At 56.5% G+C, this 24,209-nt stretch carries 21 protein-coding genes; 13 read left to right on the top strand and 8 right to left on the bottom strand.

Going from position 1 to position 24,209, the window contains the following annotated elements:
• Positions 1-28 precede the first annotated feature (28 nt).
• Positions 29-1,462 (bottom strand): alanine/glycine:cation symporter family protein, encoded by a 1,434-nt coding sequence (locus EBL_RS16180; protein ID WP_002464183.1) that lies wholly within the window; start codon positions 1,460-1,462, stop codon positions 29-31.
• A 200-nt stretch (positions 1,463-1,662) separates the two neighbouring features.
• Between EBL_RS16180 and tal the strand changes: the two genes are divergently transcribed.
• Complete coding sequence (gene tal / locus EBL_RS16175; RefSeq protein ID WP_002464180.1) at positions 1,663-2,616, top strand: transaldolase; 954 nt, start codon at positions 1,663-1,665, stop codon at positions 2,614-2,616.
• A 108-nt stretch (positions 2,617-2,724) separates the two neighbouring features.
• Positions 2,725-3,303 (top strand): molybdopterin adenylyltransferase, encoded by a 579-nt coding sequence (mog, locus tag EBL_RS16170; protein ID WP_002464178.1) that lies wholly within the window; start codon positions 2,725-2,727, stop codon positions 3,301-3,303.
• 53 nt (positions 3,304-3,356) lie between these two features.
• On the opposite strand, the gene satP is transcribed toward mog, so the two are convergent.
• Positions 3,357-3,923, bottom strand: coding sequence for an acetate uptake transporter (gene satP / locus EBL_RS16165; protein ID WP_002464177.1), 567 nt, complete (start codon positions 3,921-3,923; stop codon positions 3,357-3,359).
• A 486-nt stretch (positions 3,924-4,409) separates the two neighbouring features.
• On the opposite strand from satP, the gene dnaK reads away from it, so the two are divergent.
• The 4 genes from dnaK (at position 4,410) to nhaR (ending at position 10,031) form a co-directional block, all read left to right on the top strand.
• On the top strand, positions 4,410-6,326 hold the full coding sequence (dnaK, locus tag EBL_RS16160; protein ID WP_002464175.1) for a molecular chaperone DnaK: 1,917 nt from the start codon (positions 4,410-4,412) through the stop codon (positions 6,324-6,326).
• Between the two features lie 223 nt (positions 6,327-6,549).
• Positions 6,550-7,689 carry a molecular chaperone DnaJ gene (gene dnaJ / locus EBL_RS16155; protein ID WP_002464174.1) on the top strand — a complete coding sequence of 380 codons (1,140 nt, stop codon included), beginning with the start codon at positions 6,550-6,552 and terminating at the stop codon, positions 7,687-7,689.
• A gap of 248 nt (positions 7,690-7,937) precedes the next feature.
• Entirely contained in the window at positions 7,938-9,113 is a 1,176-nt protein-coding gene (nhaA, locus tag EBL_RS16150; RefSeq protein WP_002464172.1) for a Na+/H+ antiporter NhaA, read from the top strand.
• Between the two features lie 15 nt (positions 9,114-9,128).
• Positions 9,129-10,031, top strand: coding sequence for a transcriptional activator NhaR (nhaR, locus tag EBL_RS16145; protein WP_014716182.1), 903 nt, complete (start codon positions 9,129-9,131; stop codon positions 10,029-10,031).
• A gap of 68 nt (positions 10,032-10,099) precedes the next feature.
• Here the strand turns inward: nhaR and rpsT are convergent, their stop codons facing one another.
• On the bottom strand, positions 10,100-10,363 hold the full coding sequence (gene rpsT / locus EBL_RS16140) for a 30S ribosomal protein S20 (protein ID WP_002464168.1): 264 nt from the start codon (positions 10,361-10,363) through the stop codon (positions 10,100-10,102).
• Positions 10,364-10,689: 326 nt separating this feature from the next.
• Here rpsT and ribF point away from each other — a divergent pair, with 326 nt between their 5' ends.
• Genes ribF through ispH form a run of 5 tightly spaced genes read left to right on the top strand, consistent with a single transcriptional unit; the run spans position 10,690 to position 16,441 of the window.
• Positions 10,690-11,646, top strand: a complete 957-nt coding sequence (gene ribF / locus EBL_RS16135; RefSeq protein ID WP_002464164.1) for a bifunctional riboflavin kinase/FAD synthetase — start codon at positions 10,690-10,692, stop codon at positions 11,644-11,646.
• A 30-nt stretch (positions 11,647-11,676) separates the two neighbouring features.
• Entirely contained in the window at positions 11,677-14,523 is a 2,847-nt protein-coding gene (ileS, locus tag EBL_RS16130; RefSeq protein WP_002464163.1) for an isoleucine--tRNA ligase, read from the top strand.
• On the top strand, positions 14,523-15,047 hold the full coding sequence (gene lspA, locus EBL_RS16125) for a signal peptidase II (RefSeq protein WP_002464161.1): 525 nt from the start codon (positions 14,523-14,525) through the stop codon (positions 15,045-15,047). Before ileS ends, lspA begins: the two co-directional genes overlap by 1 nt.
• On the top strand, positions 15,040-15,510 hold the full coding sequence (gene fkpB / locus EBL_RS16120) for an FKBP-type peptidyl-prolyl cis-trans isomerase (protein WP_002464160.1): 471 nt from the start codon (positions 15,040-15,042) through the stop codon (positions 15,508-15,510). Before lspA ends, fkpB begins: the two co-directional genes overlap by 8 nt.
• On the top strand, positions 15,491-16,441 hold the full coding sequence (gene ispH, locus EBL_RS16115; protein WP_002464159.1) for a 4-hydroxy-3-methylbut-2-enyl diphosphate reductase: 951 nt from the start codon (positions 15,491-15,493) through the stop codon (positions 16,439-16,441). The genes fkpB and ispH overlap by 20 nt, the downstream gene beginning before the upstream one ends.
• Before the next feature lie 50 nt (positions 16,442-16,491).
• On the opposite strand, the gene EBL_RS16110 is transcribed toward ispH, so the two are convergent.
• The 4 genes from EBL_RS16110 to EBL_RS16095 form a co-directional block, all read right to left on the bottom strand.
• Positions 16,492-17,409, bottom strand: coding sequence for a dihydrodipicolinate synthase family protein (locus EBL_RS16110; protein WP_002464158.1), 918 nt, complete (start codon positions 17,407-17,409; stop codon positions 16,492-16,494).
• A complete protein-coding gene (gene ilvD / locus EBL_RS16105; protein WP_002464157.1) occupies positions 17,393-19,114 on the bottom strand; it encodes a dihydroxy-acid dehydratase in 1,722 nt (573 codons plus the stop codon). The genes EBL_RS16110 and ilvD overlap by 17 nt, the downstream gene beginning before the upstream one ends.
• 4 nt (positions 19,115-19,118) lie before the next feature.
• A complete protein-coding gene (locus tag EBL_RS16100) occupies positions 19,119-20,495 on the bottom strand; it encodes an MFS transporter (RefSeq protein ID WP_002464156.1) in 1,377 nt (458 codons plus the stop codon).
• 268 nt (positions 20,496-20,763) lie between these two features.
• On the bottom strand, positions 20,764-21,495 hold the full coding sequence (locus EBL_RS16095; RefSeq protein ID WP_002464154.1) for a FadR/GntR family transcriptional regulator: 732 nt from the start codon (positions 21,493-21,495) through the stop codon (positions 20,764-20,766).
• Positions 21,496-21,766: 271 nt separating this feature from the next.
• On the opposite strand from EBL_RS16095, the gene dapB reads away from it, so the two are divergent.
• Positions 21,767-22,588, top strand: a complete 822-nt coding sequence (gene dapB / locus EBL_RS16090) for a 4-hydroxy-tetrahydrodipicolinate reductase (RefSeq protein WP_002464153.1) — start codon at positions 21,767-21,769, stop codon at positions 22,586-22,588.
• Between the two features lie 181 nt (positions 22,589-22,769).
• Here dapB and EBL_RS16085 read toward each other — a convergent pair whose 3' ends face one another.
• On the bottom strand, positions 22,770-22,979 hold the full coding sequence (locus tag EBL_RS16085) for a hypothetical protein (RefSeq protein WP_162138169.1): 210 nt from the start codon (positions 22,977-22,979) through the stop codon (positions 22,770-22,772).
• 65 nt (positions 22,980-23,044) lie between these two features.
• On the opposite strand from EBL_RS16085, the gene carA reads away from it, so the two are divergent.
• Positions 23,045-24,193 (top strand): glutamine-hydrolyzing carbamoyl-phosphate synthase small subunit, encoded by a 1,149-nt coding sequence (carA, locus tag EBL_RS16080; RefSeq protein WP_014716180.1) that lies wholly within the window; start codon positions 23,045-23,047, stop codon positions 24,191-24,193.
• Positions 24,194-24,209 lie beyond the last annotated feature (16 nt).

Raw genomic sequence — 24,209 nt, 5'->3', positions numbered from 1 at the left:
GGGCCAATGATAACAATCGGAAAATGCGCTAGCGCGGCGGTCTGCTTTCCCAGACGTCAGACTCAATATAGTGGCTTATCTCCGGGAAGCGGTGGGGATCAAAATGAGGCACGGCCCCGAGTTTACGCTGGCGCAGATAGTCTGCTGTTACCGCGCGCACCACCGGGGAGAGCATCAGAATCGCTATCAGGTTAATGCAGACCATCAGAGCCATAATCACATCCGCCAGCGGCCAGACGAGCGTAATCTGGCTGACCGAGCCGAGCACCACCATCCCCAGCACCACCAGCCGCAGTAGCCATATTTTGCCCCGGGAGCCCAGGCGGAGAAAGACCAGATTGTTTTCCGCGTAGGCGTAATTGGCAATGATGGAGGTAAAGGCAAACAGCAGCACCACAATCGCAATAAACTGCCCGGCCCAGGGGCCCGTCAGGTGAGAGAGCGACTGCTGGACCAGGATAATCCCGTTTTCTTCGCCGTTGGGGCTGTCCCCCACGCCGGACAGTAGAATTATCGCCGCGGTAGCCGAGCAGATCAGCAGGGTATCAATTAACACCCCGGCCATTTGCACAAAACCCTGGCTGGCAGGGTGGGGGGGCCAGCTTGCCGCCGCCGCCGCCGCATTCGGTGTGGAGCCCATGCCCGCCTCGTTAGAGAACAGGCCGCGCTGCACACCGTTGGTTAAGGCCTGGCTCAGGGTGTATCCGGCGGTGCCCGCTGCCGCCTCTTGCCAGCCAAAAGCGCCCCGGACGATGGTGGTCAGCATATATGGCACCTTATCCAGATGGCTGATAAGCACAATCAGCCCGGTGCCGATCCACACTACCGCTATCAGCGGCATCAGCCACTGGGCAACCCGGGCCACCCCCTGCATTCCCCGGGTAATGACCAGGCCGCAGAGCACGGCAACAGCAATGCCGCACCCCAGGCGCGGAACGGAAAATGCCTGATGCAGGGCATTGGCAATGGTGCTGGACTGTACCGCATTAAACACAACGCCAAAGGCGAGCAGCAGAAAAATCGCCAGCAACACCCCCATTTTGCGCATACCGAGCCCGCGCTCGATATACCAGGCCGGGCCACCCCGGTAGCGTCCGTGCTCATCTTTTACCTTATAGACCTGGGCCAGGGCGCACTCGGCAAAACAGGTCGCCATGCCGATCAGGGCGGCGACCCACATCCAGAATACGGCCCCGGGGCCGCCTGCTGAGATAGCCAGCGCCACCCCGGTCAGATTGCCGCTGCCCACCCGGGAAGCAAGCCCGGTGCATAGTGCCTGAAATGCGGTGATCCCGTGGGGGCGGGGTATCGTGCTTTTTTTCAGATTCTCGCGCGTCTGGCGGAAATAGCGAAACTGCACAAACCCGGTGCGGATGGTGAACCATAGCCCGGTGCCCAGCAGTAAAAATGTGACCAGTGACCCCCAGAGAATCTCACTGATAAAGTACAAAAAATCCTTCATTGTGCTCCCGAAAATCCGCGTCCTGGCCGGTTATGGCGGGGAGCGGGGTTATGTGACATCCGTTATCACGTAGACTGGCGCGCGATTCTAGCACATCGTCAGCGCATGATGCGGTGGTTGCACCTCATGCGCGGCGTGCTATCATCGCCCTAAGACCGGTTACATCTCCCTAACACGTCGTTTTGAAGAGAATCTCTATTATGATGGATAAATTGACCTCCTTACGTCAGCTCACTACCGTGGTTGCTGATACCGGAGACATCGCTGCCATGAAGCTGTATCAGCCGCAGGATGCCACCACCAACCCTTCTCTTATCCTTAACGCTGCTCAGATTCCTGAATATCGTAAACTGATTGATGACGCTGTTGCCTGGGCCCGTAGCCAGAGCAGCGATCGCGCCCGGCAGGTTGTTGATGCAACTGACCGTCTGGCGGTAAATATTGGTCTGGAAATCCTCAAACTGATCCCGGGTCGTATCTCTACTGAGGTGGACGCGCGTCTCTCTTACGACACTGAGGCAAGCATTGCCAAGGCTAAACGCCTGATCAAGATGTATAACGATGCCGGTATCAGCAATGACCGCATTCTTATCAAGCTGGCTTCCACCTGGCAGGGCATTCGCGCTGCTGAACAGCTGGAAAAAGAAGGCATCAACTGTAACCTGACGCTGCTGTTCTCTTTTGCTCAGGCGCGCGCCTGTGCGGAAGCCGGTGTCTACCTGATCTCCCCGTTTGTGGGGCGCATCATGGACTGGTATAAAGCCAACACCGACAAGAAAGAGTACGCGGGTCATGAAGATCCGGGCGTTATCTCGGTTACCGAGATCTACAAATACTATAAAGAACACGGCTATGAAACTGTGGTCATGGGCGCCAGCTTCCGTAACGTTGACGAGATCCTCGAACTGGCGGGCTGTGATCGCCTGACTATCGCCCCGGCACTGCTGAAAGCGCTGTCTGAAAGCGAAGGCACCGTAGAGCGCAAACTGGCATTTGCCGGTGAGGTGAAAGCCCGCCCGGATCGGATGACAGAGTCTGCGTTCCTGTGGCAGCACAACCAGGATCCGATGGCGGTAGAAAAACTGGCGGACGGTATCCGCAAGTTTGCCATTGACCAGGAAAAACTGGAAAAAATGGTTGGCGACCTGCTGTAACCCTGTGACGATGGCCGGGCTTTCCGGCCATCGTGTTATTAACCTCCTGTTTGCCCGCCGCACCAGCGTGTATCATTGGCTATGAACCCCTGATTTATCGGAATAGCTATGAATACATTACGCATTGGTCTGGTTTCTGTTTCTGACCGCGCCTCCAGCGGTGTTTACCAGGATAAAGGCATCCCCGCTCTTGAAAGCTGGCTTGGCAGCGCTCTTTCTACCCCCTTCGAACTGGAAACCCGCCTGATCCCGGACGAGCAGCCGCTGATTGAACAGGCGCTCTGTGAACTGGTTGATGAGATGGGATGCCATCTGGTACTGACCACCGGCGGTACGGGCCCGGCCCGGCGCGACGTTACCCCGGATGCCACCCTGGCGATAGCCGACCGCCACATGCCCGGGTTCGGCGAACAGATGCGCCAGATAAGCCTGCACTTTGTGCCTACCGCCATTTTATCCCGCCAGGTGGGGGTGATTCGCAAACAGGCGCTTATTCTTAATTTACCCGGCCAGCCGAAGGCAATTCAGGAGACGCTGGAAGGTCTTAAAGACGCGCAGGGGAAAGTGCTGGTGCAGGGGATTTTTGCCAGCGTGCCGTACTGTATCCAGCTGCTGGATGGCCCGTATATTGAAACCCATGAGGCGGTGGTTGCCGCTTTCCGGCCTAAGAGTGCCCGCCGGAGCTAACCGCAGGGCATAAAAAAGCGGAGCCAGGCTCCGCTTATGATGTTGGGTATGGCTTAGTGTTTTTCACCAATGGGGAGCACGCTACGGCCAAACTGACCATTGAGCACTTCACCCATCGCCAGGTAGATAGCACTGGCGCCACATACCAGCCCAATCCAGCCCGCAATATGCACGATGCTTTCATTATCAGCCAGGTGGCCCACCGCCAGCAGGGCGAACAGCACCGTCAGGCTCAGGAAGACAAACTGTAATACCCTCGGGCCGGTCAGCGTGCCAAAGAACATAAACAGGGTGAAGACCCCCCAGATAGCCAGATACACGCCGAGGAAATGACCATTGGCCGCATCCGCAAGGCCCATTTTCGGCAGCAGCAGAATGGCGACCAGAGTCAGCCAGAACGAGCCGTATGAGGTGAAGGCGGTCAGGCCGAAAGTGTTGCCTTTTTTAAATTCTAAGAGTCCGGCAAAGATTTGTGCGATACCGCCATAAAAAATACCCATTGCCAGGATAATGCCATCCAGCGGGAACAGGCCAATATTATGCAAATTGAGCAGAATGGTGGTCATGCCAAAGCCCATCAGGCCCAGGGGAGCGGGATTAGCCAACGATGTGTTGCCCATGAAGTCCTCTGAAAAGTGATTGTCTTAGTTACTGAATATGAACCCCGGCGCCGGTCAGGTGGCATCAGGGCGCGGCATCATAATCAGGCATAAGTACGCTGTCTATGATCAAAACGGGTAGAAACGGATATTTCCGATATTATTACTGTGTTTTTGCCGTATGGCGGGGGAGCGAATTATTGTGTGGGTTTGCTGACTGTCGATCACACTGTGTATGGGGGGGCCGCCGGGCGCCTCATACACAGGGAGCCTGAGGGGGAGGTTACCGGCGCGGGGTTGACTTCTGGTGTTAACCGGGGAAAACAGATACCGGTGAAAAAAATTTACCCCCGCCCCCTTGATGCGTCGCCCGGCGACCCCATCTTCTAGTCAACGCAGTGAGTGAACCTGAAAAAAACAATCTCAGGGCGCTTGAAACCACCGGGTTTCGCCCCTATTACAGGTTCATAATCACAACAGTGACAAATTTTTAGTGGAGACGTTTAGATGGGTAAAATTATTGGTATCGACCTGGGTACAACCAACTCTTGTGTAGCGATCATGGATGGCACTACTGCGCGTGTACTGGAGAACGCCGAGGGCGATCGCACCACGCCTTCTATCATTGCATATACCCAGGACGGTGAAATTCTGGTTGGTCAGCCTGCTAAACGTCAGGCGGTGACAAACCCGCAGAATACCCTGTTTGCGATCAAGCGCCTGATTGGCCGTCGCTTCCAGGACGAAGAAGTGCAGCGCGACGTATCTATCATGCCGTACAAAATTGTTGCGGCAGACAATGGCGATGCGTGGCTGGAAGTGAAAGGCCAGAAAATGGCACCGCCGCAGATTTCTGCTGAAGTGCTGAAAAAAATGAAGAAAACGGCGGAAGATTACCTGGGTGAACCGGTAACTGAAGCGGTTATCACTGTACCGGCTTACTTTAACGATGCGCAGCGCCAGGCAACCAAAGACGCTGGCCGTATCGCCGGTCTGGAAGTAAAACGTATTATCAACGAACCGACCGCTGCTGCCCTTGCTTACGGCATGGACAAAGAAGTGGGTAACCGCACTATCGCGGTTTATGACCTGGGCGGTGGTACTTTCGATATCTCTATTATCGAAATCGACGAAGTTGACGGTGAAAAAACCTTCGAAGTGCTGGCAACCAACGGTGATACCCACCTGGGTGGTGAAGACTTCGACAGCCGTCTGATTAACTACCTGGTAGAAGAGTTCAAGAAAGATCAGGGCATTGACCTGCGTAATGACCCGCTGGCTATGCAGCGTCTGAAAGAAGCCGCTGAAAAAGCCAAGATCGAGCTCTCTTCTGCTCAGCAGACCGACGTGAACCTGCCGTACATCACTGCAGATGCCACCGGTCCGAAACACATGAACATCAAAGTAACGCGCGCCAAACTGGAAAGCCTGGTCGAAGACCTGGTTAACCGTTCCATTGAGCCGCTGAAAGTTGCTCTGCAGGATGCCGGTCTGTCTGTGTCTGACGTGAACGACGTTATCCTGGTTGGTGGTCAGACTCGTATGCCAATGGTTCAGAAGAAAGTGGCTGAATTCTTTGGTAAAGAGCCGCGTAAAGACGTGAACCCGGACGAAGCCGTTGCTATCGGTGCTGCGGTTCAGGGCGGTGTTCTGACTGGTGAAGTTAAAGACGTTCTGCTGCTGGACGTTACCCCGCTGTCTCTGGGTATCGAAACCATGGGCGGTGTGATGACAGCGCTGATTGCGAAAAACACCACCATCCCGACCAAGCACAGCCAGGTGTTCTCTACTGCTGAAGACAACCAGTCTGCGGTAACCATCCATGTGCTGCAGGGTGAACGTAAACGTGCGTCCGATAACAAATCTCTGGGTCAGTTCAACCTGGACGGTATCGGTGCTGCGCCGCGCGGTATGCCGCAGATTGAAGTAACTTTCGACATCGATGCTGACGGTATCCTGCACGTTTCCGCGAAAGATAAAAACAGCGGTAAAGAGCAGCAGATCACCATCAAGGCCTCTTCCGGTCTGGATGAGAAAGAGATCGAAAAAATGGTTCAGGATGCAGAAGCTAACGCTGAATCTGACCGTAAATTCGAAGAGCTGGTTCAGACCCGTAACCAGGGCGACCATCTGCTGCACAGCACCCGTAAGCAGGTTGAAGAAGCGGGCGATAAACTGCCAGCCGATGACAAAACCGCTATCGAAGCCGCGCTGACTGCACTGGAAACCTCGCTGAAAGGTGAAGATAAAGCCGATATCGATGCGAAAATCCAGGCGCTGGCTGAAGCCTCCCAGAAACTGATGGAGATCGCTCAGCAGCAGCACGCACAGCAGCAGGCTGGCGGTTCCGCTGAGCAGGCGAGCGCAGGCAAAGACGACGATGTTGTTGATGCTGAGTTTGAAGAAGTTAAAGACAAAAAATAATCGCCCTGATGCAGGGTAGATAACTGGCACGGGCGTAGAGGATTTTCCTCCACGCCCGTGCACGCATGTGGAGCCGGATACAGGCTTTTGAATTGTCAGCTTGCACCCCGGTATGCCATTCCCTCCAGAAACATATCGTTAGCAATACCGGTTCAGGCATTCCGGGTAATACTGGCAGCAACTACTATGCCTGGCACCAGGCTCTAAAGGGCAGATAGAAGAGATGGCGAAGAGAGACTACTACGAGGTTTTAGGCGTTTCAAAAACCGCAGAAGAGCGTGAAATTAAAAAGGCCTATAAGCGCCTGGCAATGAAATATCACCCGGACCGTAACCAGGGAGATAAAGACGCCGAAACCAAATTTAAAGAAGTAAAAGAAGCCTACGAGATCCTCACCGACGATCAGAAGCGCGCAGCCTACGACCAGTACGGCCATGCGGCATTTGAGCAGGGCGGCATGGGCGGTGGCGGCTTCGGCGGTGGTTTTGGCGGCGGCGCTGATTTTGGCGATATCTTTGGCGATGTGTTTGGCGATATTTTCGGTGGCGGACGCCGCCAGCGCGCATCCCGTGGTGCCGATCTGCGCTACAACATGGAGCTAACCCTCGAAGAAGCCGTGCGTGGGGTTACTAAAGAGATCCGTATCCCGACCCTGGAAGAGTGCGATGTCTGTCACGGCAGCGGCGCGAAAGCGGGCTCCAAGCCCCAGACCTGCCCCACCTGTCACGGTGCCGGCCAGGTTCAGATGCGCCAGGGCTTCTTCACCGTGCAGCAGGCGTGCCCGCACTGCCAGGGACGCGGTACGATTATCAAAGATCCGTGCAACAAATGTCATGGGCATGGCCGGGTTGAGAAGAACAAAACCCTGTCGGTTAAAATCCCGGCGGGTGTGGATACCGGCGACCGTATCCGTCTGGCCGGTGAAGGCGAAGCGGGTGAGCATGGGGCTCCGGCAGGCGATCTGTATGTTCAGGTCCAGGTAAAACAGCATCCGATTTTTGAGCGTGAAGGTAATAACCTGTACTGCGAAGTGCCGATTAACTTCACCATGGCTGCCCTGGGCGGTGAAATCGAAGTGCCGACCCTGGATGGCCGCGTGAACCTGAAAGTGCCGTCTGAAACCCAGACCGGCAAACTGTTCCGCATGCGCGGTAAAGGGGTTAAATCTGTGCGCGGTGGCGCTCAGGGTGATCTGCTGTGCCGGGTAGTTGTAGAAACCCCGGTAGGGCTGAATGAGAAACAGAAAACCCTGCTACAGGAGCTGCAGGACAGCTTCGGCGGCCCGACCGGTGAACACAACAGCCCCCGTTCAAAGAGCTTCTTTGATGGGGTGAAAAAGTTCTTCGATGATCTGACTCGCTAACGGTCTGCGTTTACATTCCCAGCCCGGACATCAGTGCCGGGCTTTTTTGTCCCCGGGCGCGGCGCCTGAGGCGGCAGCACTGCTCGGAAAAGAATATGTATTCAATACCGTAACTTCCGGGGTGTCCGGGATTATTCTTCGGTATTTACGATCTTATTATGCTGAATAAGCTAATATTATCGAGTTACTTAATGGCTTATCATCGAAAAATCCGAAGTAATCCGTAGTAAAGGGAGTGGATACTGATAATGATAAAATGCCTGACTCGTTTTTTAAAAAGTGATATTTCCTCCGGCATTGTGCTGATTATTGCCGCCGTGCTGGCGATGCTGATGGCCAACCTGCCGTGGACCGCCGGAGGGTATCAGTCTTTCCTGAATATCCCGGTTGCCATGCAGTTCGGCACCCTGGAGATCAATAAAAACCTGCTGCTGTGGGTGAACGACGCCCTGATGGCCATCTTCTTTTTGTTAATTGGCCTTGAGATCAAGCGCGAGATGATGGCAGGCTCGCTGGCGACTTGCCGGCAGGCCGTGTTCCCGGTGGTGGCCGCCACGGGGGGAATGCTGGTCCCGGCGCTTATCTACCTGGCTTTTAACGCCGCAGATCCGGTAACCAGCAGCGGGTGGGCTATCCCGGCGGCGACCGATATCGCGTTTGCCCTCGGGGTTCTGGCGCTGCTGGGCAACCGGGTTCCGCTGAGCCTGAAAGTCTTCCTGATGGCGCTGGCGATTATTGACGATCTCGGGGCCATTGTGATTATTGCCCTGTTCTACACCCATGAGTTGTCTGTGCTGTCGCTGGTGGTAGCCGGGATGGCGATTGCGGGTCTGGCGCTGCTGAATATTTTTAATGTGCGCCGGGTTGATGTGTATCTGCTGGTGGGGCTGGTGCTGTGGGTGGCGGTGCTGAAGTCTGGTGTCCACGCCACGCTTGCCGGGGTGGTTATCGGGTTCTTTATTCCGCTGAAAAAGAAAAATGGCCACTCGCCGTCTGAGTCGCTGGAGCATGTGCTGCACCCGTGGGTGGCGTTTGTTATTCTGCCGCTGTTTGCATTTGCCAATGCCGGGGTGTCGCTCCAGGGCGTCTCACTGAGTGATTTAGGCTCCATTCTGCCTGCCGGTATCATTGGCGGCCTGCTGCTCGGTAAGCCATTAGGGATCACTCTGTTTTGCTGGTTAGCCATTAAACTGAAGCTGGCATCCCTGCCGCAGGGCACGCAGTTCAGCGATATTGTTGCCGTGGGGGTGCTGTGCGGTATCGGCTTTACCATGTCGATTTTCATTTCCACCCTGGCGTTTGCCAGTGTGGATGCGCAGTTGCTGACCCAGGCGAAGCTGGGGATTCTGGTGGGGTCATTACTGGCCGCCGTGGTGGGATACAGTTTGCTTAAATGCCGCTTATCGCGCACTGAGCGGACATAGCAGGGAGCCATGCGCATGTCGCATATTAACTACAACCATCTCTATTACTTCTGGCACGTCTGCCGGGAAGGCTCAGTGGTCGGCGCCGCAGAGGCGCTGTATCTGACGCCGCAAACCATCACCGGGCAGATTAAAGCCCTGGAAGAGCGTTTGCAGGGGAAGCTGTTTAAGCGTAAGGGCAGGGGGCTTGAGCCCTCTGAGCTGGGGCAACTGGTGTTCCGCTACGCAGACAGAATGTTCACCCTAAGCCAGGAAATGCTCGATATTGTGAACTACCGCAAAGAGTCCCACCTGATTTTTGATGTGGGCGTTGCGGATGCGCTCTCCAAACATCTGGTCAGCCGGGTGCTGGACGGCGCGGTAACCGATGACGAGCAGATCCACCTGCGCTGTTTTGAGTCGACCCACGAGCTGCTGCTGGAGCAACTGAGCCAGCACAAGCTGGATATGATTATCTCCGACTGCGCTATTGACTCCACCCAGCAGGAGGGGCTGTTCTCAATTAAGATTGGCGAATGCAGCGTCAGCTTCTGGAGCCAGAACCCGCCGCCGGACCTGCCGTTCCCGGCCTGCCTGGAGGAGCGTCGGTTGCTGATCCCGGGGCGGCGCTCCATGCTGGGGCGCAAGCTGCTCAACTGGATAAACTCCCAGGGGCTGAATGTGCAGATCTTAGGCGAGTTCGACGATGCGGCACTGATGAAGGCGTTTGGCGCCGCCCATAACGCGATTTTTGTGGCACCCACCCTGTACCATAATGAGTTTTACGACGACAAAAGCATTGTGGAGATTGGGCGCATCGATAACGTGATGGAAGAGTACCACGCGATTTTTGCCGGGCGGATGATCCAGCATCCTGCGGTGCAGCGGATCTGCAACCGGGATTACCGGGCGCTGTTTGAGCCGGCGCTGGCCGGGTAGCAGCAGAAGGAAGAAATAAAAAAACCCGCCGGAGCGGGTTTTTTTATCAAAGCACAACGAACAGGCGATTAAGCCAGTTTGTTGATCTGAGCGGTCAGGTTTGCTTTATGACGCGCAGCTTTGTTTTTGTGGATCAGACCTTTGCTGGCCTGACGATCCACAATCGGTTGCATTTCGTTAAATGCATTCTGAGCAGCAACTTTGTCGCCTGCTTCGATCGCCGCGTATACTTTTTTGATAAAAGTACGCATCATGGAGCGACGGCTAGCGTTGTGCTTGCGGCGCTTTTCAGACTGTACGGCGCGTTTCTTAGCTGATTTGATATTAGCCAAGGTCCAACTCCCAAATAATCTATATGGACATTCAAAGGCCGAGGAATATGCCCGTTTAGCCTTCTTTTGTCAATGGATTTGTGCAAATAAGCGCCGTTAAAAAATCGGCACCAGTTACGTAGTGATGGCGCAAGATTCTACCAGCTTGCTGGTCGCTAATACAGCCCTCAGACGACAAAAAAACGCAGATCAACCCAGATAATTCTGCGCCAACAGGCCATGATGATGAAATCACTCACTGCTTTGTGTGATTGCGGCGATTACCGGGTTAACCTTAACCGCTGTACAAGGTATAATCCGCCGATTTCCACTGTTTTGAGCCAGTCATGAAGCTGATACGCGGCATACATAATCTCCGTCCGGCCCACCACGGCTGTGTACTGACCATTGGTAACTTTGACGGCGTCCATCGCGGGCACCAGGCTTTACTGAAAGCCCTGCGCGCGGAAGGTGATGCCCGCGGGCTTCCGGTCATGGTGATGATTTTCGAGCCTCAACCCCTTGAACTGTTCGCCGCAGACCGCGCCCCGGCGCGCTTAAGCCGCCTGCGGGAGAAACTCCGCTATCTGGCCCAGTGCGGGGTGGATTATGTGCTGTGTGTGCGTTTTGACCGGCGCTTCGCCGCCCTGACGGCACAGCGCTTTGTCAGCGACCTGCTGGTAAACCGCCTCGGGGTGCAATTTCTGGCGATTGGCGATGATTTCCGATTTGGCGCTGGTCGTCAGGGGGATTTCTTGTTATTACAGAAGGCGGGAGCGGAATATGGCTTCCAGGTCACCAGCACCCGGACATTTTGCCACGGGGGCATGCGTATCAGCAGTACAGCGGTTCGCCAGGCATTACAGGAGGATTCCCTTGAGCAGGCAGAGCGTCTGCTGGGCCATCCTTTCTCAATTTCTGGCCGGGTCGTGCATGGTGACGAGTTAGGCCGCACTATCGGCTTTCCTACCGCAAACCTGCCGCTGCGGCGCCAGGTCTCCCCGGTAAAAGGGGTGTTCGCGGTTGAGGTTATCGGTCCCTGGGGTCAGGCGATCCCCGGCGTGGCCAATATCGGTACCCGACCAACGGTATCCGGTATGCGCCAGCAACTGGAGGTCCACTTACTGGATGTGGTAATGGATCTCTACGGGCAGCATATTGATGTGGTATTGCGCAAAAAAATTCGCAATGAGCAGCGATTTGCCTCCCTGGATGAGCTGAAAGCGCAAATCGCCAGAGATGTGGAGACAGCCCGCGATTTCTTTGGGCTACAAACCCCGGCTAAAAATTGCCAGAGCTATTAATTAACACCGAAATACGGAACCGAGAATCTGATGAGTGACTATAAATCTACCCTGAATTTGCCGGAAACAGGGTTCCCGATGCGCGGCGACCTCGCCAAACGCGAGCCGGGCATGCTGGCGCGCTGGAACGACGACGGCCTGTACCAGTTAATTCGTACGGCTAAAAAGGGCAAAAAATCCTTCATTCTGCATGATGGCCCTCCCTATGCGAACGGCAGCATTCACATTGGTCACTCAGTTAACAAGATTCTGAAAGATATTATTATCAAATCCAAAACCCTGTCCGGTTACGACTCTCCGTATATCCCGGGCTGGGACTGCCACGGCCTGCCGATTGAGCTGAAAGTGGAGCAGGAATACGGCAAACCGGGTGAGAAGTTCACCGCGGCGGAGTTTCGCGCAAAATGCCGCGAATATGCGGCCACCCAGATTGACGGGCAGCGCACAGACTTTATCCGCCTGGGCGTGCTGGGCGACTGGCAGCACCCCTATCTGACCATGGACTTCAACACGGAAGCCAACATCATCCGTGCGCTGGGTAAAATTATTGCCAATGGTCACCTGCACAAAGGGGCAAAGCCGGTGCACTGGTGCATCGACTGCCGCTCTGCGCTGGCGGAAGCGGAAGTGGAATATTACGACAAGACCTCCCCGTCTATCGACGTGGCGTTCCGTGGCGTAGATGAAACGGCAATCAAAACCGCATTTGGCGTGGACAAGGTTGATGGCCCGATCTCTCTGGTTATCTGGACCACTACCCCGTGGACCTTACCGGCTAACCGGGCTATCTCTCTGCATGCGGATATCGACTATGCGCTGGTACAGACAGACGGCCAGGCGCTGATTCTGGCCGCCGATCTGGTTGAGAGCGTATTAAAACGCACCGGGCTTTCCGGCCAGATCCTCGCTACCGTGAAAGGTGCACAGCTGGAGCTGCTGCGCTTTACCCATCCGTTTATGGGCTTCGATGTACCGGCCATTCTGGGCGAGCATGTCACCCTGGACGCAGGTACTGGTGCGGTGCATACCGCCGGTGGTCACGGCCCGGATGACTACACCATCAGCCAGAAATATGGCCTGGAAATCGCAAACCCGGTCGGGCCGGACGGAACTTACCTGCCTGGCACCTACCCGGGCCTGGACGGGCTGAACGTCTTTAAAGCCAACGATACCATTGTTGAGCTGCTGCGCGAGAAAGGCGCACTGCTGCACGTTGAGAAGATGCAGCACAGCTACCCGTGCTGCTGGCGCCACAAAACGCCGATCATCTTCCGCGCCACCCCTCAGTGGTTCGTGAGCATGGATCAGAAAGGCCTGCGGATTAACTCGCTCAAAGAGATTGACCGTATCGAGCAGGAAGGTCTGGCTAAAGATAATCTCAGCGGCTGGATCCCGGCATGGGGTAAAGCACGCATCGAAAACATGGTGGCAAACCGCCCGGACTGGTGTATCTCCCGCCAGCGTACCTGGGGCGTGCCGATGTCCCTGTTTGTCCATAAAGACACCGAAGAGCTGCATCCGCGCACCGTTGAGCTGATGGAAGAAGTCGCCAAACGGGTTGAGAAAGACGGTATCCAGGCCTGGTGGGATCTGGATCAGCGGGAAATCCTGGGCGATGACGCCGACAACTGGGTGAAAGTGCCGGATACCCTGGACGTGTGGTTTGACTCCGGATCCACCAGCTACTCGGTCGTGGATGCGCGCCCGGAATTTAACGGCCACTCTGCGGATATGTACCTGGAAGGCTCCGACCAGCACCGCGGCTGGTTTATGTCCTCGCTGATGATTAGCGTGGCCATGAAAGGCAAAGCTCCGTACCGCCAGGTGCTGACGCACGGCTTCACCGTGGACGGTGAAGGCCGCAAGATGTCCAAATCCATTGGTAACACTGTCAGCCCGCAGGATGTGATGAACAAACTGGGTGCGGATATTCTGCGCCTGTGGGTGGCCTCTACCGACTATACCGGTGAAATGGCCGTGTCTGACGAGATCCTCAAGCGCTCAGCAGACGCCTATCGCCGTATCCGTAACACCGCGCGCTTCCTGCTGGCGAACCTTAACGGGTTTGATCCGGTCAAAGACATGGTGAAACCGGAAGAGATGGTGGTGCTGGATCGCTGGGCGGTGGGCTGTGCTCAGGCGGCTCAGGCTGACATTATCAAGGCCTATGAAAGCTACGACTTCCATGAAGTGGTACAGCGTCTGATGCGCTTCTGCTCTGTGGAGATGGGCTCGTTCTATCTGGATATCATTAAAGATCGCCAGTACACCGCCAAAGCCGACAGCGTAGCGCGCCGCAGCTGCCAGACCGCGCTGTTCCATATCGCTGAAGCGCTGGTGCGCTGGATGGCGCCGGTAATGTCCTTCACCGCAGACGAAGTCTGGGGCTATCTGCCGGGTGAGCGTGAAAAATACGTATTCACCGGTGAGTGGTACGAAGGGCTGTTTGGCCTGGCAGACAGCGAAGCCATGAACGATGCCTTCTGGGAAACGCTGCTGGAAGTGCGCGGTGAAGTGAACAAAGTTATCGAGCAGGCCCGCGCCGATAAACTGGTCGGCGGCTCCCTGGGCGCGGCAGTGACCCTGTATGCGGATCCGGAACTGAAAGCCAGCCTGCTGAGCCTGGGCGACGAGCTGCGCTTTGTGCTGCTGACCTCCGGTGCGCAGGTGGCTGATTATGCGGATGCACCGCAACAGGCCCAGCAGAGCGATGTGCTCAAGGGGCTGAAGATTACCCTGCAAAAAGCCGAAGGTGAGAAGTGCCCGCGCTGCTGGCATTACACCACGGATATTGGCAAGGTCGCGGAGCACGCAGATATCTGCGGTCGCTGTGTTACTAACGTCGCCGGTGACGGCGAAAAACGTAAGTTTGCCTGATGAGTAAACCGATTCTTTCAACAGGTCTGCGCTGGCTGTGGCTGGCGCTTCTGGTACTGGTCGTGGATCTGGGTTTCAAACAGTGGATTATGGATAATTTTGTGCTGTATGAAACCCGGCCGCTGATCCCGTTCTTTAACCTGCATTATGCCCATAATCCGGGGGCGGCGTTCAGCTTCCTGGCCGGGCAGGATGGCTGGCAGCGCTGGTTCTTTGCCGGTATTGCCATCGGCATTGCTCTGGTGCTTCTGGTGCTGCTTTACCGCACCAGCGCCCGCCAGAAGCTCAATAACATTGCCTACTCGCTGATTATCGGCGGGGCGCTGGGCAATTTATTTGATCGCATGGTGCACGGTTTTGTGGTGGATATGATCGACTTTTACGTCGGTGACTGGCACTTCCCGACCTTCAACATCGCCGATATGGGGATCTGTATTGGCGCGGCGCTGATCGTGCTGGAGGGTTTTTTTGTCTCCTCCGGTAAATCCAACGACAAAGACAACAAAAAGGTGACCAATGGCTGAGTCTGTACAGAGCAACAGCGCGGTGCTGGTGCATTTCACGCTGAAACTCGACGACGGTTCAACCGCAGAGTCGACCCGCGACAACGGCAAACCGGCACTGTTTCGCCTTGGCGATACCAGCCTGTCTGAAGGGCTGGAGCAGCATCTGCTGGGGCTGAAGGCCGGGGATAAGACCACCTTCTCGCTGCCGCCGGAGTCCGCTTTCGGGGTTGTGAGCCCGGATCTGATTCAGTATTTCTCGCGGCGCGATTTTATCGACGCGGGGGAGCCTGAGGTGGGCGCGATTATGTTGTTTACGGCTATGGACGGCAGTGAGATGCCCGGCGTGATTCGTGAGGTCAATGGTGATTCCATCACCGTGGACTTTAACCATCTGCTGGCCGGGCAAACCGTTCATTTTGACGTAGAAGTGCTGGAAGTGGATCCGGTACTGGAGGCTCCCGATGCAGATCCTGCTGGCTAACCCGCGCGGTTTCTGCGCCGGGGTTGATCGCGCCATCAGCATTGTTGAAAACGCGCTGACACTGTTCGGCGCGCCAATTTATGTGCGCCATGAAGTGGTGCATAACCGCTATGTGGTGGACACCCTGCGCCAGCGCGGGGCGATTTTTATTGAGGAGATAAGCGACGTGCCGGACGGCGCTATCCTTATCTTCTCTGCCCACGGGGTCTCCCAGGCGGTACGTAACGAGGCGAAAAACCGCGAACTGACGGTATTTGATGCCACCTGCCCGCTGGTCACCAAAGTGCATATGGAAGTGGCCCGCGCCAGCCGCCGGGGTGAAGAGGCGATTCTGATAGGCCATGCGGGCCATCCGGAAGTGGAAGGCACCATGGGCCAGTACAGTAACCCGCAAGGGGGCATGTATCTGGTGGAGTCGCCGGAAGATGTCCGCACGCTGACGGTTAAAGATCCTTCCCGGCTCTCCTTCATGACCCAGACCACCCTGTCGGTGGACGATACCTCTGAGGTGATTGACGCCCTGCGCCAGAGCTTCCCGGAGATTATCGGCCCCCGTAAAGACGATATCTGCTATGCCACCACCAACCGCCAGGAAGCGGTGCGCGATCTGGCGGCCCGGGCAGATGTGGTGCTGGTGGTCGGCTCGAAGAACTCCTCAAACTCTAACCGGCTGGCAGAGCTGGCACGCCGCCAGGGCAAGGTCGCGTACCTGATTGATGACGCGACAGATATCCAGCCGGAGTGGGTCTCAGGCATTGCGTGTGTCGGGGTTACCGCAGGGGCTTCGGCACCGGATATTCTGGTCCAGAACGTGATTCGCCGCCTGCAACAGCTGGGCGGCGGTGAGGCCGTCTCTCTGGAAGGCCGCGAAGAAAATATCGTCTTTGAAGTGCCGAAAGAGCTGCGTCTCGACATTCAGCAGGTTGAGTGACTCACACCTGTAACGACAAGGGACCCGGTGGGTCCCTTTTTTACCTCTGTTTACCGGGCGGGTGCCAGGTCAAACGTCTCCATTAAGTGCGCAATCTGCTGGTGATCGTCGTCGCTGAGCGCCCAGCCAGGGCGGCGGCAGTAGTCGCTGGCGATGATCCCCCGCCGGTACAGAATGGTTTTTTCCACCTGAATAATATACTCACAGTGGCTCATCCACGGGCGGATAAACGGTAGCAGCCGCTGGTGCAGCTGGCGGGCTTGTGTGGTTTCGCCCGCCACCCAGAGGCGGTAAATCGCCACGTACACTTCACTGAATGAACAGCCCGGCATCACGCCCTTGCCCCCGGCTGTAAGCATATCCGGCATAAAAATCCCCGCATAGCCATTCATGACGCCCGCGTCCGGTGCCAGGGCCAGAAATTCCCGGGTGTACTCCACCGGGGAGGTGTTCTCAATTTTAAACACCGCATGGGGGTAGCGCCCGGCAACATCCGCCAGCTGCTGTGCGGGCAGGGGGATACCGGTCTCCCCGGGGGCGTACTGCACCAGGACCGGAATATCTACCGCCTCCAGCACGGCGGTAATATGGGCGGCAATGGCCTCCTGAGAGGGGTGCAGGAAAAAGGGCGGTAGCAGCATCAGCGCATCGGCACCCAGCCGGGCGTACTCTCTGGCGCGTTGTACCGCCAGCTCGGTACAGTGCTCAGTGACCGATAATACCCTGTATACATCAGCACCGGATAACGTGCTGACAAACAACTGAGCCAGCCGGGCGCGCTCCGGATCGCTGAGTTTCGGGAACTCACTGGCAATGCCGAACAGTGTCAGCCCCTGTACTCCGGTACCGGCAAGGTGCTCCAGGAGCTGCACCATGCTGATTTGATCGATATCGCCACTGGTGGTAAAGGGCAGGGCGGCTATCGGGTTCACCCCGGCAATATGGCAGGCGTTATAACGTCGGGTCATGGGGTTGCTCCTCTGCGGTTAATACGGCCCCCTGAGCGGCAGGCAGTGCCCAGCGGCGGTAAAGCTGCAAAAAGCCGCGCGGGACGCTTTTGTGCACCGGCTGCCACTGGCTACGGCGGCGGGCCAGCTCGTCGGGGGAGACGTTCAGCTCAAGGATCCGGGCCGGGATATCAATCGTTATCTGGTCGCCATCTTCCACCAGCCCCAGCTCCCCGCCTTCTACCGCTTCCGGGGAGATATGGCCCACAAACAGGCCCCGGTTAGAGCCGGAGAAGCGCCCGTCGGTGATCAGTGCGCAGCTGTCAGACAGCCCCATCCCCTCCAGTGACTTCATCGGTTTATACATTTCCGGCATCCCCGGCCCGCCGGAGGGGCCTTCATAGCGCAGCACCAGCACACTGCCGGGGGCTATGGTGCCGGACATTATCGAATCAATGGCGTCCTGCTCGCTGTTAAACACCACCGCAGGCCCGCTAAAACAGAGCAACGCCTCCGGCACGGCCGCAGGCTTCACAATGGCCCCCAGTGGCGCCAGGTTACCGTGCAGCACCGCGACGCCGGGCTCGTTGCGCACCGGGGCTGCCAGGGTGTGGATCACCTCCGGGCGCGGGCTGGCATGGCCTGCTGCCAGCAGTTCGCCTTTGGTTTTCCCCGCCACCGTGAGCGCCTCATGATGCAGGAGCGACTGGATCTCGTGCTCTACTGCCGGAACACCGCCAGACTCCCAGAAGTCGATCATGTCGTGCTCTGAGGCGGGGTACAGCGCCGCGACCAGTGGTACCTGGTGGCTGAGCTCATCAAAAGCCGAAAGCGGTAAGTGGCCCAGCTCCGCCTCATAGTGGATGGCCTGTAAATGTAAAATGGCGTTGGTTGAACCGCCGGTCGCCAGCAGAAAGACCATGGCGTTGTGGATAGCCTGCGGGGTGATTATCTGGCGGGCGTTAACCCCCTGATTAACCAGCTGTACGGCCTGTTTCCCGCTCTCCTTCGCGGCCTGGCGGCGCTCCGGGGAGATAGCCGGGAGCGTACTGCTGCCCGGTAAGCTCATCCCCAGCACTTCGGCCAGGCAGCACATGGTGTTGGCGGTGCCGTACATGGTGCAGGAGCCGGGGCCGGGCTCGGCGATATTTTCAATATGGGCGAACTCTTCTTCGCTTATCTCACCGCGGGTTTTCCAGCCAATGGCTTCGGTGACGATATTGCCGTCCCAGTGTTTTCCCCGGTAGCTGGCCGGGTACATGGGCCCGCCATTGACCATGATCGCGGGCACATCCAGCCGGGCGGCCGCCATCAGCATGGCGGGCACTATCTTGTCGCAGGAGCCCAGCAGCACCATGCCGTCAAAACGGTGGGCGCGCATCATCACCTCAATAGAGGCGGTGATCACCTCCCGGGCCGCGAGAATATAGCGCATGCCCAGGTGCCCCTCGGCAATGCCGTCGCAGGGGGCAATAGTGCCAAACACCATGCCGACCCCGCCTGCCTCTTCAATACCTGCCAGCACCTGGGCGGTCAGCTCGTTTAAGTTAACGTGGCCCGCCGTGGCGTTGGTGTAGCTGTTGACCACTGCAATTACGGGCTGGCGCAGTTGCTCATCCGTATGGCCCATGGATTTATACAGGGCACGTTTCAGTGCGCCGTCGTCACCGGTTAATACCGGGCTGAAGTGGGATCCGCACTGGGTACAGCCTTTACATCCACTCATTGTGCTACTCCTGGTGGCTGGGGCGGCTTTGTGCCGCAGGGAGAGAGTCAGACTGCGGCGCCGGCGCATTGTGGGGTGCCGGGTTTGCCAGCCTGGCCGGTAACATCAGGATCAGCGGTGCGCACAGCAGCAGGAAACCGGCAAGGATATACAGCCCGGTGTCTATGCGCCCGGTGGTGTCATTCAGCCAGCCCAGTACCGTGGGGCCGAAGAACCCGGCCAGGTTGCCCACGGAATTGACCAGAGCAATACCGGCAGCGGCGGCGGTGCCGGAGAGCATGGCCCCGGGCAGGCTGATATAGGTGGGGATAAGCGCCAGGGTGCCGGACATCGCCAGGCAAATCCACGCCATCATCCAGAAGGTGGAGCCGCTGCTCCAGGCGCTCAGCGCCAGGCCCACGCAGCCAATCACCGCCGGGATAGCAATATGCCAGCGTCGCTCCTGGGTGGTATCGGAATGGCGGCTGTTAAGCACCATAAAAATGGCGCCGAAGACATAAGGCAGGGCAGCCAGCAGGCCGATGTTCAGATCGTCTGTGACCCCGGAGCTTTTAATAATTGAAGGCAGCCAGAAATTGATGCCGTAATAACCGATGTTAAAACTGAAAAAGACCACCGCCAGCAGCCAGACGTAGCCGTTTGCCAGCATATCCCGCACCCCGGAGGTGACTTTACCGTGGGCGGCCTGCTGGCGCCGGGCTTCGTCCAGGGCAAGATCATCGATGATCACCTGCTTTTCCGCATCGCTCAGCCAGCGGGCGGATTTCACATCGTTATCCAGATAACGCAGCACGACACCCGCCAGCAGCAGGGAAGGGATAGCTTCGATTAAAAACAGCCACTGCCAGTTGTGCAGGTGCCATACCCCGTCAAACAGCTTCAGGATAAGGCCGGAAAGGGGGCTGCCGATGATAGTGGAAAGCGGCGTCACCAGAATAAACAGCCCGAGGGTGCGGGCGGCGCGCCAGGAGGGGAACCAGAACGTCAGATAAAAGACGATCCCCGGGAAGAAACCGGCTTCAGCCACCCCGAGCAGAAAGCGCAGCACATAAAACTGGGTCGGGGTGGTCACAAACATCATCAGGGCGGAAAGGATAGCCCATGACGCCATGATTCGGGCTATCCAGAAGCGCGGCCCGTAACGCTGGAGTAATAAGTTACTGGGCAGCTCAAAAATAAAATACCCGATAAAGAAAACCCCGGCGCCCAGCCCGTAGACCGTGTCGCTGAAGCTCAGGGCATCCTGCATATAGAGTTTGGCAAAACCGACATTCACCCGATCGAGATAGGCGAAGAAATAGCAGATGATCAAAAACGGGATCAGCCGTCGGGTTACCTTGCGATAGACCTGATCCCCGGATACGGCAGATGATGATTCCATGGTGTTCTCCTGATCCTGAATAGAACCGGCGGCGCCTGCTGCCGGTGCCTGTCGTTAAGGCGCTATTCACCCTTGTTACGGTACGCTGCGGCCATATTTTTACGCCGTACGGTGAGCGTACTGTGGGGCACTCCGAACCTGCCGGAACCACGGCCCGTGAAGAGGAATACAGTTAAGTATTACAAGATTTGTTATCTTGTAATACAAGAAACATAGAATAAATAAACCCTACAGTCTGTGAGCGCGATCGATAACTCTGGTTAATGAATCAGAGAATGTGCCGGAGTATCCCGGGGGGCGTTTGCCAGATATGCTTGCGCGCGGCATTGAGCAAGATGGTGCGCATATGCTGGCGGGCCTGCTCGGGTTGCTGAAAGCGTACCGCTTCAAACAGGCGATAGTGCTCATCTACCGCTTCTCTGGTCTGGCTGAGGTCCTGCTCTGCTGTGCGGCGAAAAGAGAGCGCCATCGCGGCCGAAAGCGCATTACCCAGTGAGACGAGGAACGGGTTGTGAGTGGCCTGCAACAGCGCATGGTGGAAGGCGATATCACCGCTTTCAAACTGGGCGCGGCGGTGGTTTTCCTGCCCGGCGCGCATCAGCAGCAGGGCCTGCTCCATTTCCGCCAGATCCCCGGCATTGGCGTGCAGCGCCGCCAGGGTGGCGATATTGGGCTCGAATATCAGGCGGGTGACCATCAGTTGTTCAACCAGCGCGTAGTCCAGTTGCCCGGCGGAGAGCCAGCCCAGCACATCGATATCCAGCAAATTCCACTGCTCGCGCGGGGCCACGGTGCTGCGCTTTTTGGCCTGAATCGACACCAGCCCTTTGGCTGCCAGAGTTTGCAGGGCATTGCGTACCGAGGTACGGGACGCGGCATACTCCGCTGCCAGTTCGTTCTCACCGGGCAGTGATAATCCCGGTGCCAGCTGCCCGTGCAGAATACGCCCTGCAAGGTGGCGGGTGATCGATTCTGAAACTGAGCCCTGGGTAACTTTCATGGCGATTCCTGTGCATGCCTGCGGGTTGAAGTCCCACATAGTAAGCTAATCATAGGGCTATGGCTAACAGGGGCTGACAGAGGCGGTGAAATAATCCTCTGTTGCCCGGGCCTTGTCAGATGTTGCCGTTTTCACGGAAAGCCATGTCTTTTACTGATATTTTTCGGTATCTATCATTAATTTCTAATTACGGGTGTTTTTAAGTAGCCGCCGGGTAAGGGTCTGGCTACTCTGAAAACGATTTACCTCACGTTAACCAAAGAGAATAGATATGCAAGATGGACAGATCCGCGTGGCGATCGCGGGGGCAGGCGGGCGCATGGGGCGCCAGTTAATCCAGGCCGCGCTGGCGATGGATGGGGTGGTTCTTGGCGCCGCGCTGGAGCGTCCGGGCTCAACCCTGGTGGGGAGCGACGCCGGGGAACTGGCCGGTGTGGGCCATTGTGGCGTGCCGGTCAGCAGCGATCCGGACGCCGTGGCGGATGATTTTGATGTGTTCATCGATTTTACCCGCCCGGAAGGCACCCTTAACCACTTATCCTGGTGCGTGGCGCATCAAAAAGCCATGGTGATTGGCACCACCGGGTTTGATGAGGCCGGGAAACAGGCCATCCGCCGGGCAGCAGAGCAGATTGCCATTGTCTTTGCGGCAAATTTTAGTGTTGGCGTCAATGTGATGCTCAAACTGCTGGAAAAGGCCGCCCGGGTGATGGGGGGCTATACCGATATTGAAATTATCGAGGCGCACCACCGCCATAAAGTGGATGCGCCCTCAGGCACGGCGCTGGCGATGGGGGAAGCCATAGCCAGCGCGCTGGATAAAGACCTCAGTAGCTGTGCGGTCTACAGCCGGGAAGGGCATACCGGCGAACGTGTTCCGGGAACCATTGGTTTTGCCACGGTTCGTGCCGGGGATATCGTAGGCGAGCATACCGCCATGTTTGCGGATATCGGCGAACGCGTGGAGATCTCTCATAAGGCATCCAGCCGCATGACATTTGCCAATGGTGCAGTAAAATCAGCTTTGTGGCTTAAATCAAAGAAAAATGGTCTTTTTGATATGCGTGATGTGCTTAATCTGCATGATTTGTAGTGTGCTAACCCATCTTGATGTGGTTATTTCAGTCATTAAGTGATTGATTGTCAGGGCAATAATTTATTGCCCTTTTTATTTCTGGATTATTTGTATTTATTTTGTTTTAAACGGATGAAACCAGTGGTTACTTGGCCTGAAATGGTTAATTATCTGTAAAATTTTCACCTTTCGTCTGTTTTTAATCATCTGTTTGCGGTAGTATCCCTTCTTTCTGATGCGCAACCGTTTTTCCCGTGGCGATAGTTGCTGTTTTTAGCTTTCCGGCGGCGACATTTGCGTTAGTCAGGTAAAAAAGCATAAAAAAACCCACCATAACGTTGACTTTTCGATCGCTTATCTCCAGAATGCCGCCGTTTGCCAAAAAATCGCCTGTTAAGCGTTTTTGCATTGATTCACGATGTTTATTTGAATTAATATGCAAATAAATCGACTGTTTATTCCCTGGAGGATGTTTTGATTAAGTCAGCGCTGTTGGTTCTGGAAGACGGAACCCAATTCCACGGTCGGGCCATAGGGGCATCGGGTTTCGCTGTGGGGGAGGTCGTTTTCAATACTTCAATGACCGGTTATCAAGAAATCCTCACTGATCCCTCCTATTCCCGCCAGATAGTCACTCTCACTTATCCCCATATTGGTAATGTCGGCACTAACCCGGCAGATGAAGAATCTTCTCAGGTCCACGCCCAGGGGCTTATCATTCGCGACCTGCCGCTGATTGCCAGCAACTTCCGCAATACTGAAGATCTCTCGTCTTACCTTAAGCGCCACAATATTGTCGCCATTGCGGATATCGACACCCGTAAGCTGACCCGCTTACTGCGTGAGAAGGGCGCTCAGGGCGGCTGCATTATCGCCGGTGACAATCCGGACGCGCAGCTGGCGCTGGAAAAAGCCCGCGCCTTCCCGGGCCTGAACGGCATGGACCTGGCGAAAGAGGTGACTACGGCGGAGCCCTACTCCTGGCAGCAGGGATCCTGGACTCTGCAGGGTGACCTGCCAGAGGCGAAAACAGCGGAAGAGCTGCCGTTCCACGTGGTGGCGTATGACTTTGGCGCGAAACGCAATATCCTGCGGATGCTGGTGGATCGCGGCTGCCGCCTGACGGTAGTACCGGCGCAGACCAGCGCCGAAGAGGTGCTGAAGATGAATCCGGACGGTATCTTCCTGTCCAACGGCCCCGGCGACCCGGCCCCCTGTGACTACGCCATCACCGCCATTAAGAAATTTATGACCACGGATATTCCGGTATTCGGGATTTGCCTGGGTCACCAGTTACTGGCGCTGGCCAGCGGCGCGAAGACCATCAAAATGAAGTTTGGTCACCACGGCGGTAACCACCCGGTAAAAGATATTGATAACAATGTGGTGATGATTACCGCACAGAACCACGGTTTTGCGGTGGATGAGTCCACGCTGCCGGATACCCTGCGCGTGACCCACAAATCGCTGTTCGACGGCACATTACAGGGCATCCACCGTACGGATAAACCGGCATTCAGCTTCCAGGGTCACCCGGAGGCGAGCCCCGGCCCGCACGACGCCGCACCGCTGTTTGACCACTTTATCGATTTGATTCAGCACTACCGTAACACAGCTAAATAATCAGGAGCGACGAGAG

The sequence above is a fragment of the Shimwellia blattae DSM 4481 = NBRC 105725 genome, assembly GCF_000262305.1.
Classification (GTDB): Bacteria; Pseudomonadota; Gammaproteobacteria; order Enterobacterales; family Enterobacteriaceae; genus Shimwellia; species Shimwellia blattae.
This window is presented reverse-complemented; position numbering and strand designations above follow the sequence as displayed.

Bases quoted from the DNA above. Each gene is read 5' to 3' on its own strand.
- EBL_RS16180 (WP_002464183.1), bottom strand. From the start codon at position 1,462: ATGAAGGATTTTTTGTACTTTATCAGTGAGATTCTCTGGGGGTCACTG.
- tal (WP_002464180.1), top strand. From the start codon at position 1,663: ATGATGGATAAATTGACCTCCTTACGTCAGCTCACTACCGTGGTTGCT.
- mog (WP_002464178.1), top strand. From the start codon at position 2,725: ATGAATACATTACGCATTGGTCTGGTTTCTGTTTCTGACCGCGCCTCC.
- satP (WP_002464177.1), bottom strand. From the start codon at position 3,923: ATGGGCAACACATCGTTGGCTAATCCCGCTCCCCTGGGCCTGATGGGC.
- dnaK (WP_002464175.1), top strand. From the start codon at position 4,410: ATGGGTAAAATTATTGGTATCGACCTGGGTACAACCAACTCTTGTGTA.
- dnaJ (WP_002464174.1), top strand. From the start codon at position 6,550: ATGGCGAAGAGAGACTACTACGAGGTTTTAGGCGTTTCAAAAACCGCA.
- nhaA (WP_002464172.1), top strand. From the start codon at position 7,938: ATGATAAAATGCCTGACTCGTTTTTTAAAAAGTGATATTTCCTCCGGC.
- nhaR (WP_014716182.1), top strand. From the start codon at position 9,129: ATGTCGCATATTAACTACAACCATCTCTATTACTTCTGGCACGTCTGC.
- ribF (WP_002464164.1), top strand. From the start codon at position 10,690: ATGAAGCTGATACGCGGCATACATAATCTCCGTCCGGCCCACCACGGC.
- ileS (WP_002464163.1), top strand. From the start codon at position 11,677: ATGAGTGACTATAAATCTACCCTGAATTTGCCGGAAACAGGGTTCCCG.
- lspA (WP_002464161.1), top strand. From the start codon at position 14,523: ATGAGTAAACCGATTCTTTCAACAGGTCTGCGCTGGCTGTGGCTGGCG.
- fkpB (WP_002464160.1), top strand. From the start codon at position 15,040: ATGGCTGAGTCTGTACAGAGCAACAGCGCGGTGCTGGTGCATTTCACG.
- ispH (WP_002464159.1), top strand. From the start codon at position 15,491: ATGCAGATCCTGCTGGCTAACCCGCGCGGTTTCTGCGCCGGGGTTGAT.
- EBL_RS16110 (WP_002464158.1), bottom strand. From the start codon at position 17,409: ATGACCCGACGTTATAACGCCTGCCATATTGCCGGGGTGAACCCGATA.
- ilvD (WP_002464157.1), bottom strand. From the start codon at position 19,114: ATGAGTGGATGTAAAGGCTGTACCCAGTGCGGATCCCACTTCAGCCCG.
- EBL_RS16100 (WP_002464156.1), bottom strand. From the start codon at position 20,495: ATGGAATCATCATCTGCCGTATCCGGGGATCAGGTCTATCGCAAGGTA.
- EBL_RS16095 (WP_002464154.1), bottom strand. From the start codon at position 21,495: ATGAAAGTTACCCAGGGCTCAGTTTCAGAATCGATCACCCGCCACCTT.
- dapB (WP_002464153.1), top strand. From the start codon at position 21,767: ATGCAAGATGGACAGATCCGCGTGGCGATCGCGGGGGCAGGCGGGCGC.
- EBL_RS16085 (WP_162138169.1), bottom strand. From the start codon at position 22,979: ATGCAAAAACGCTTAACAGGCGATTTTTTGGCAAACGGCGGCATTCTG.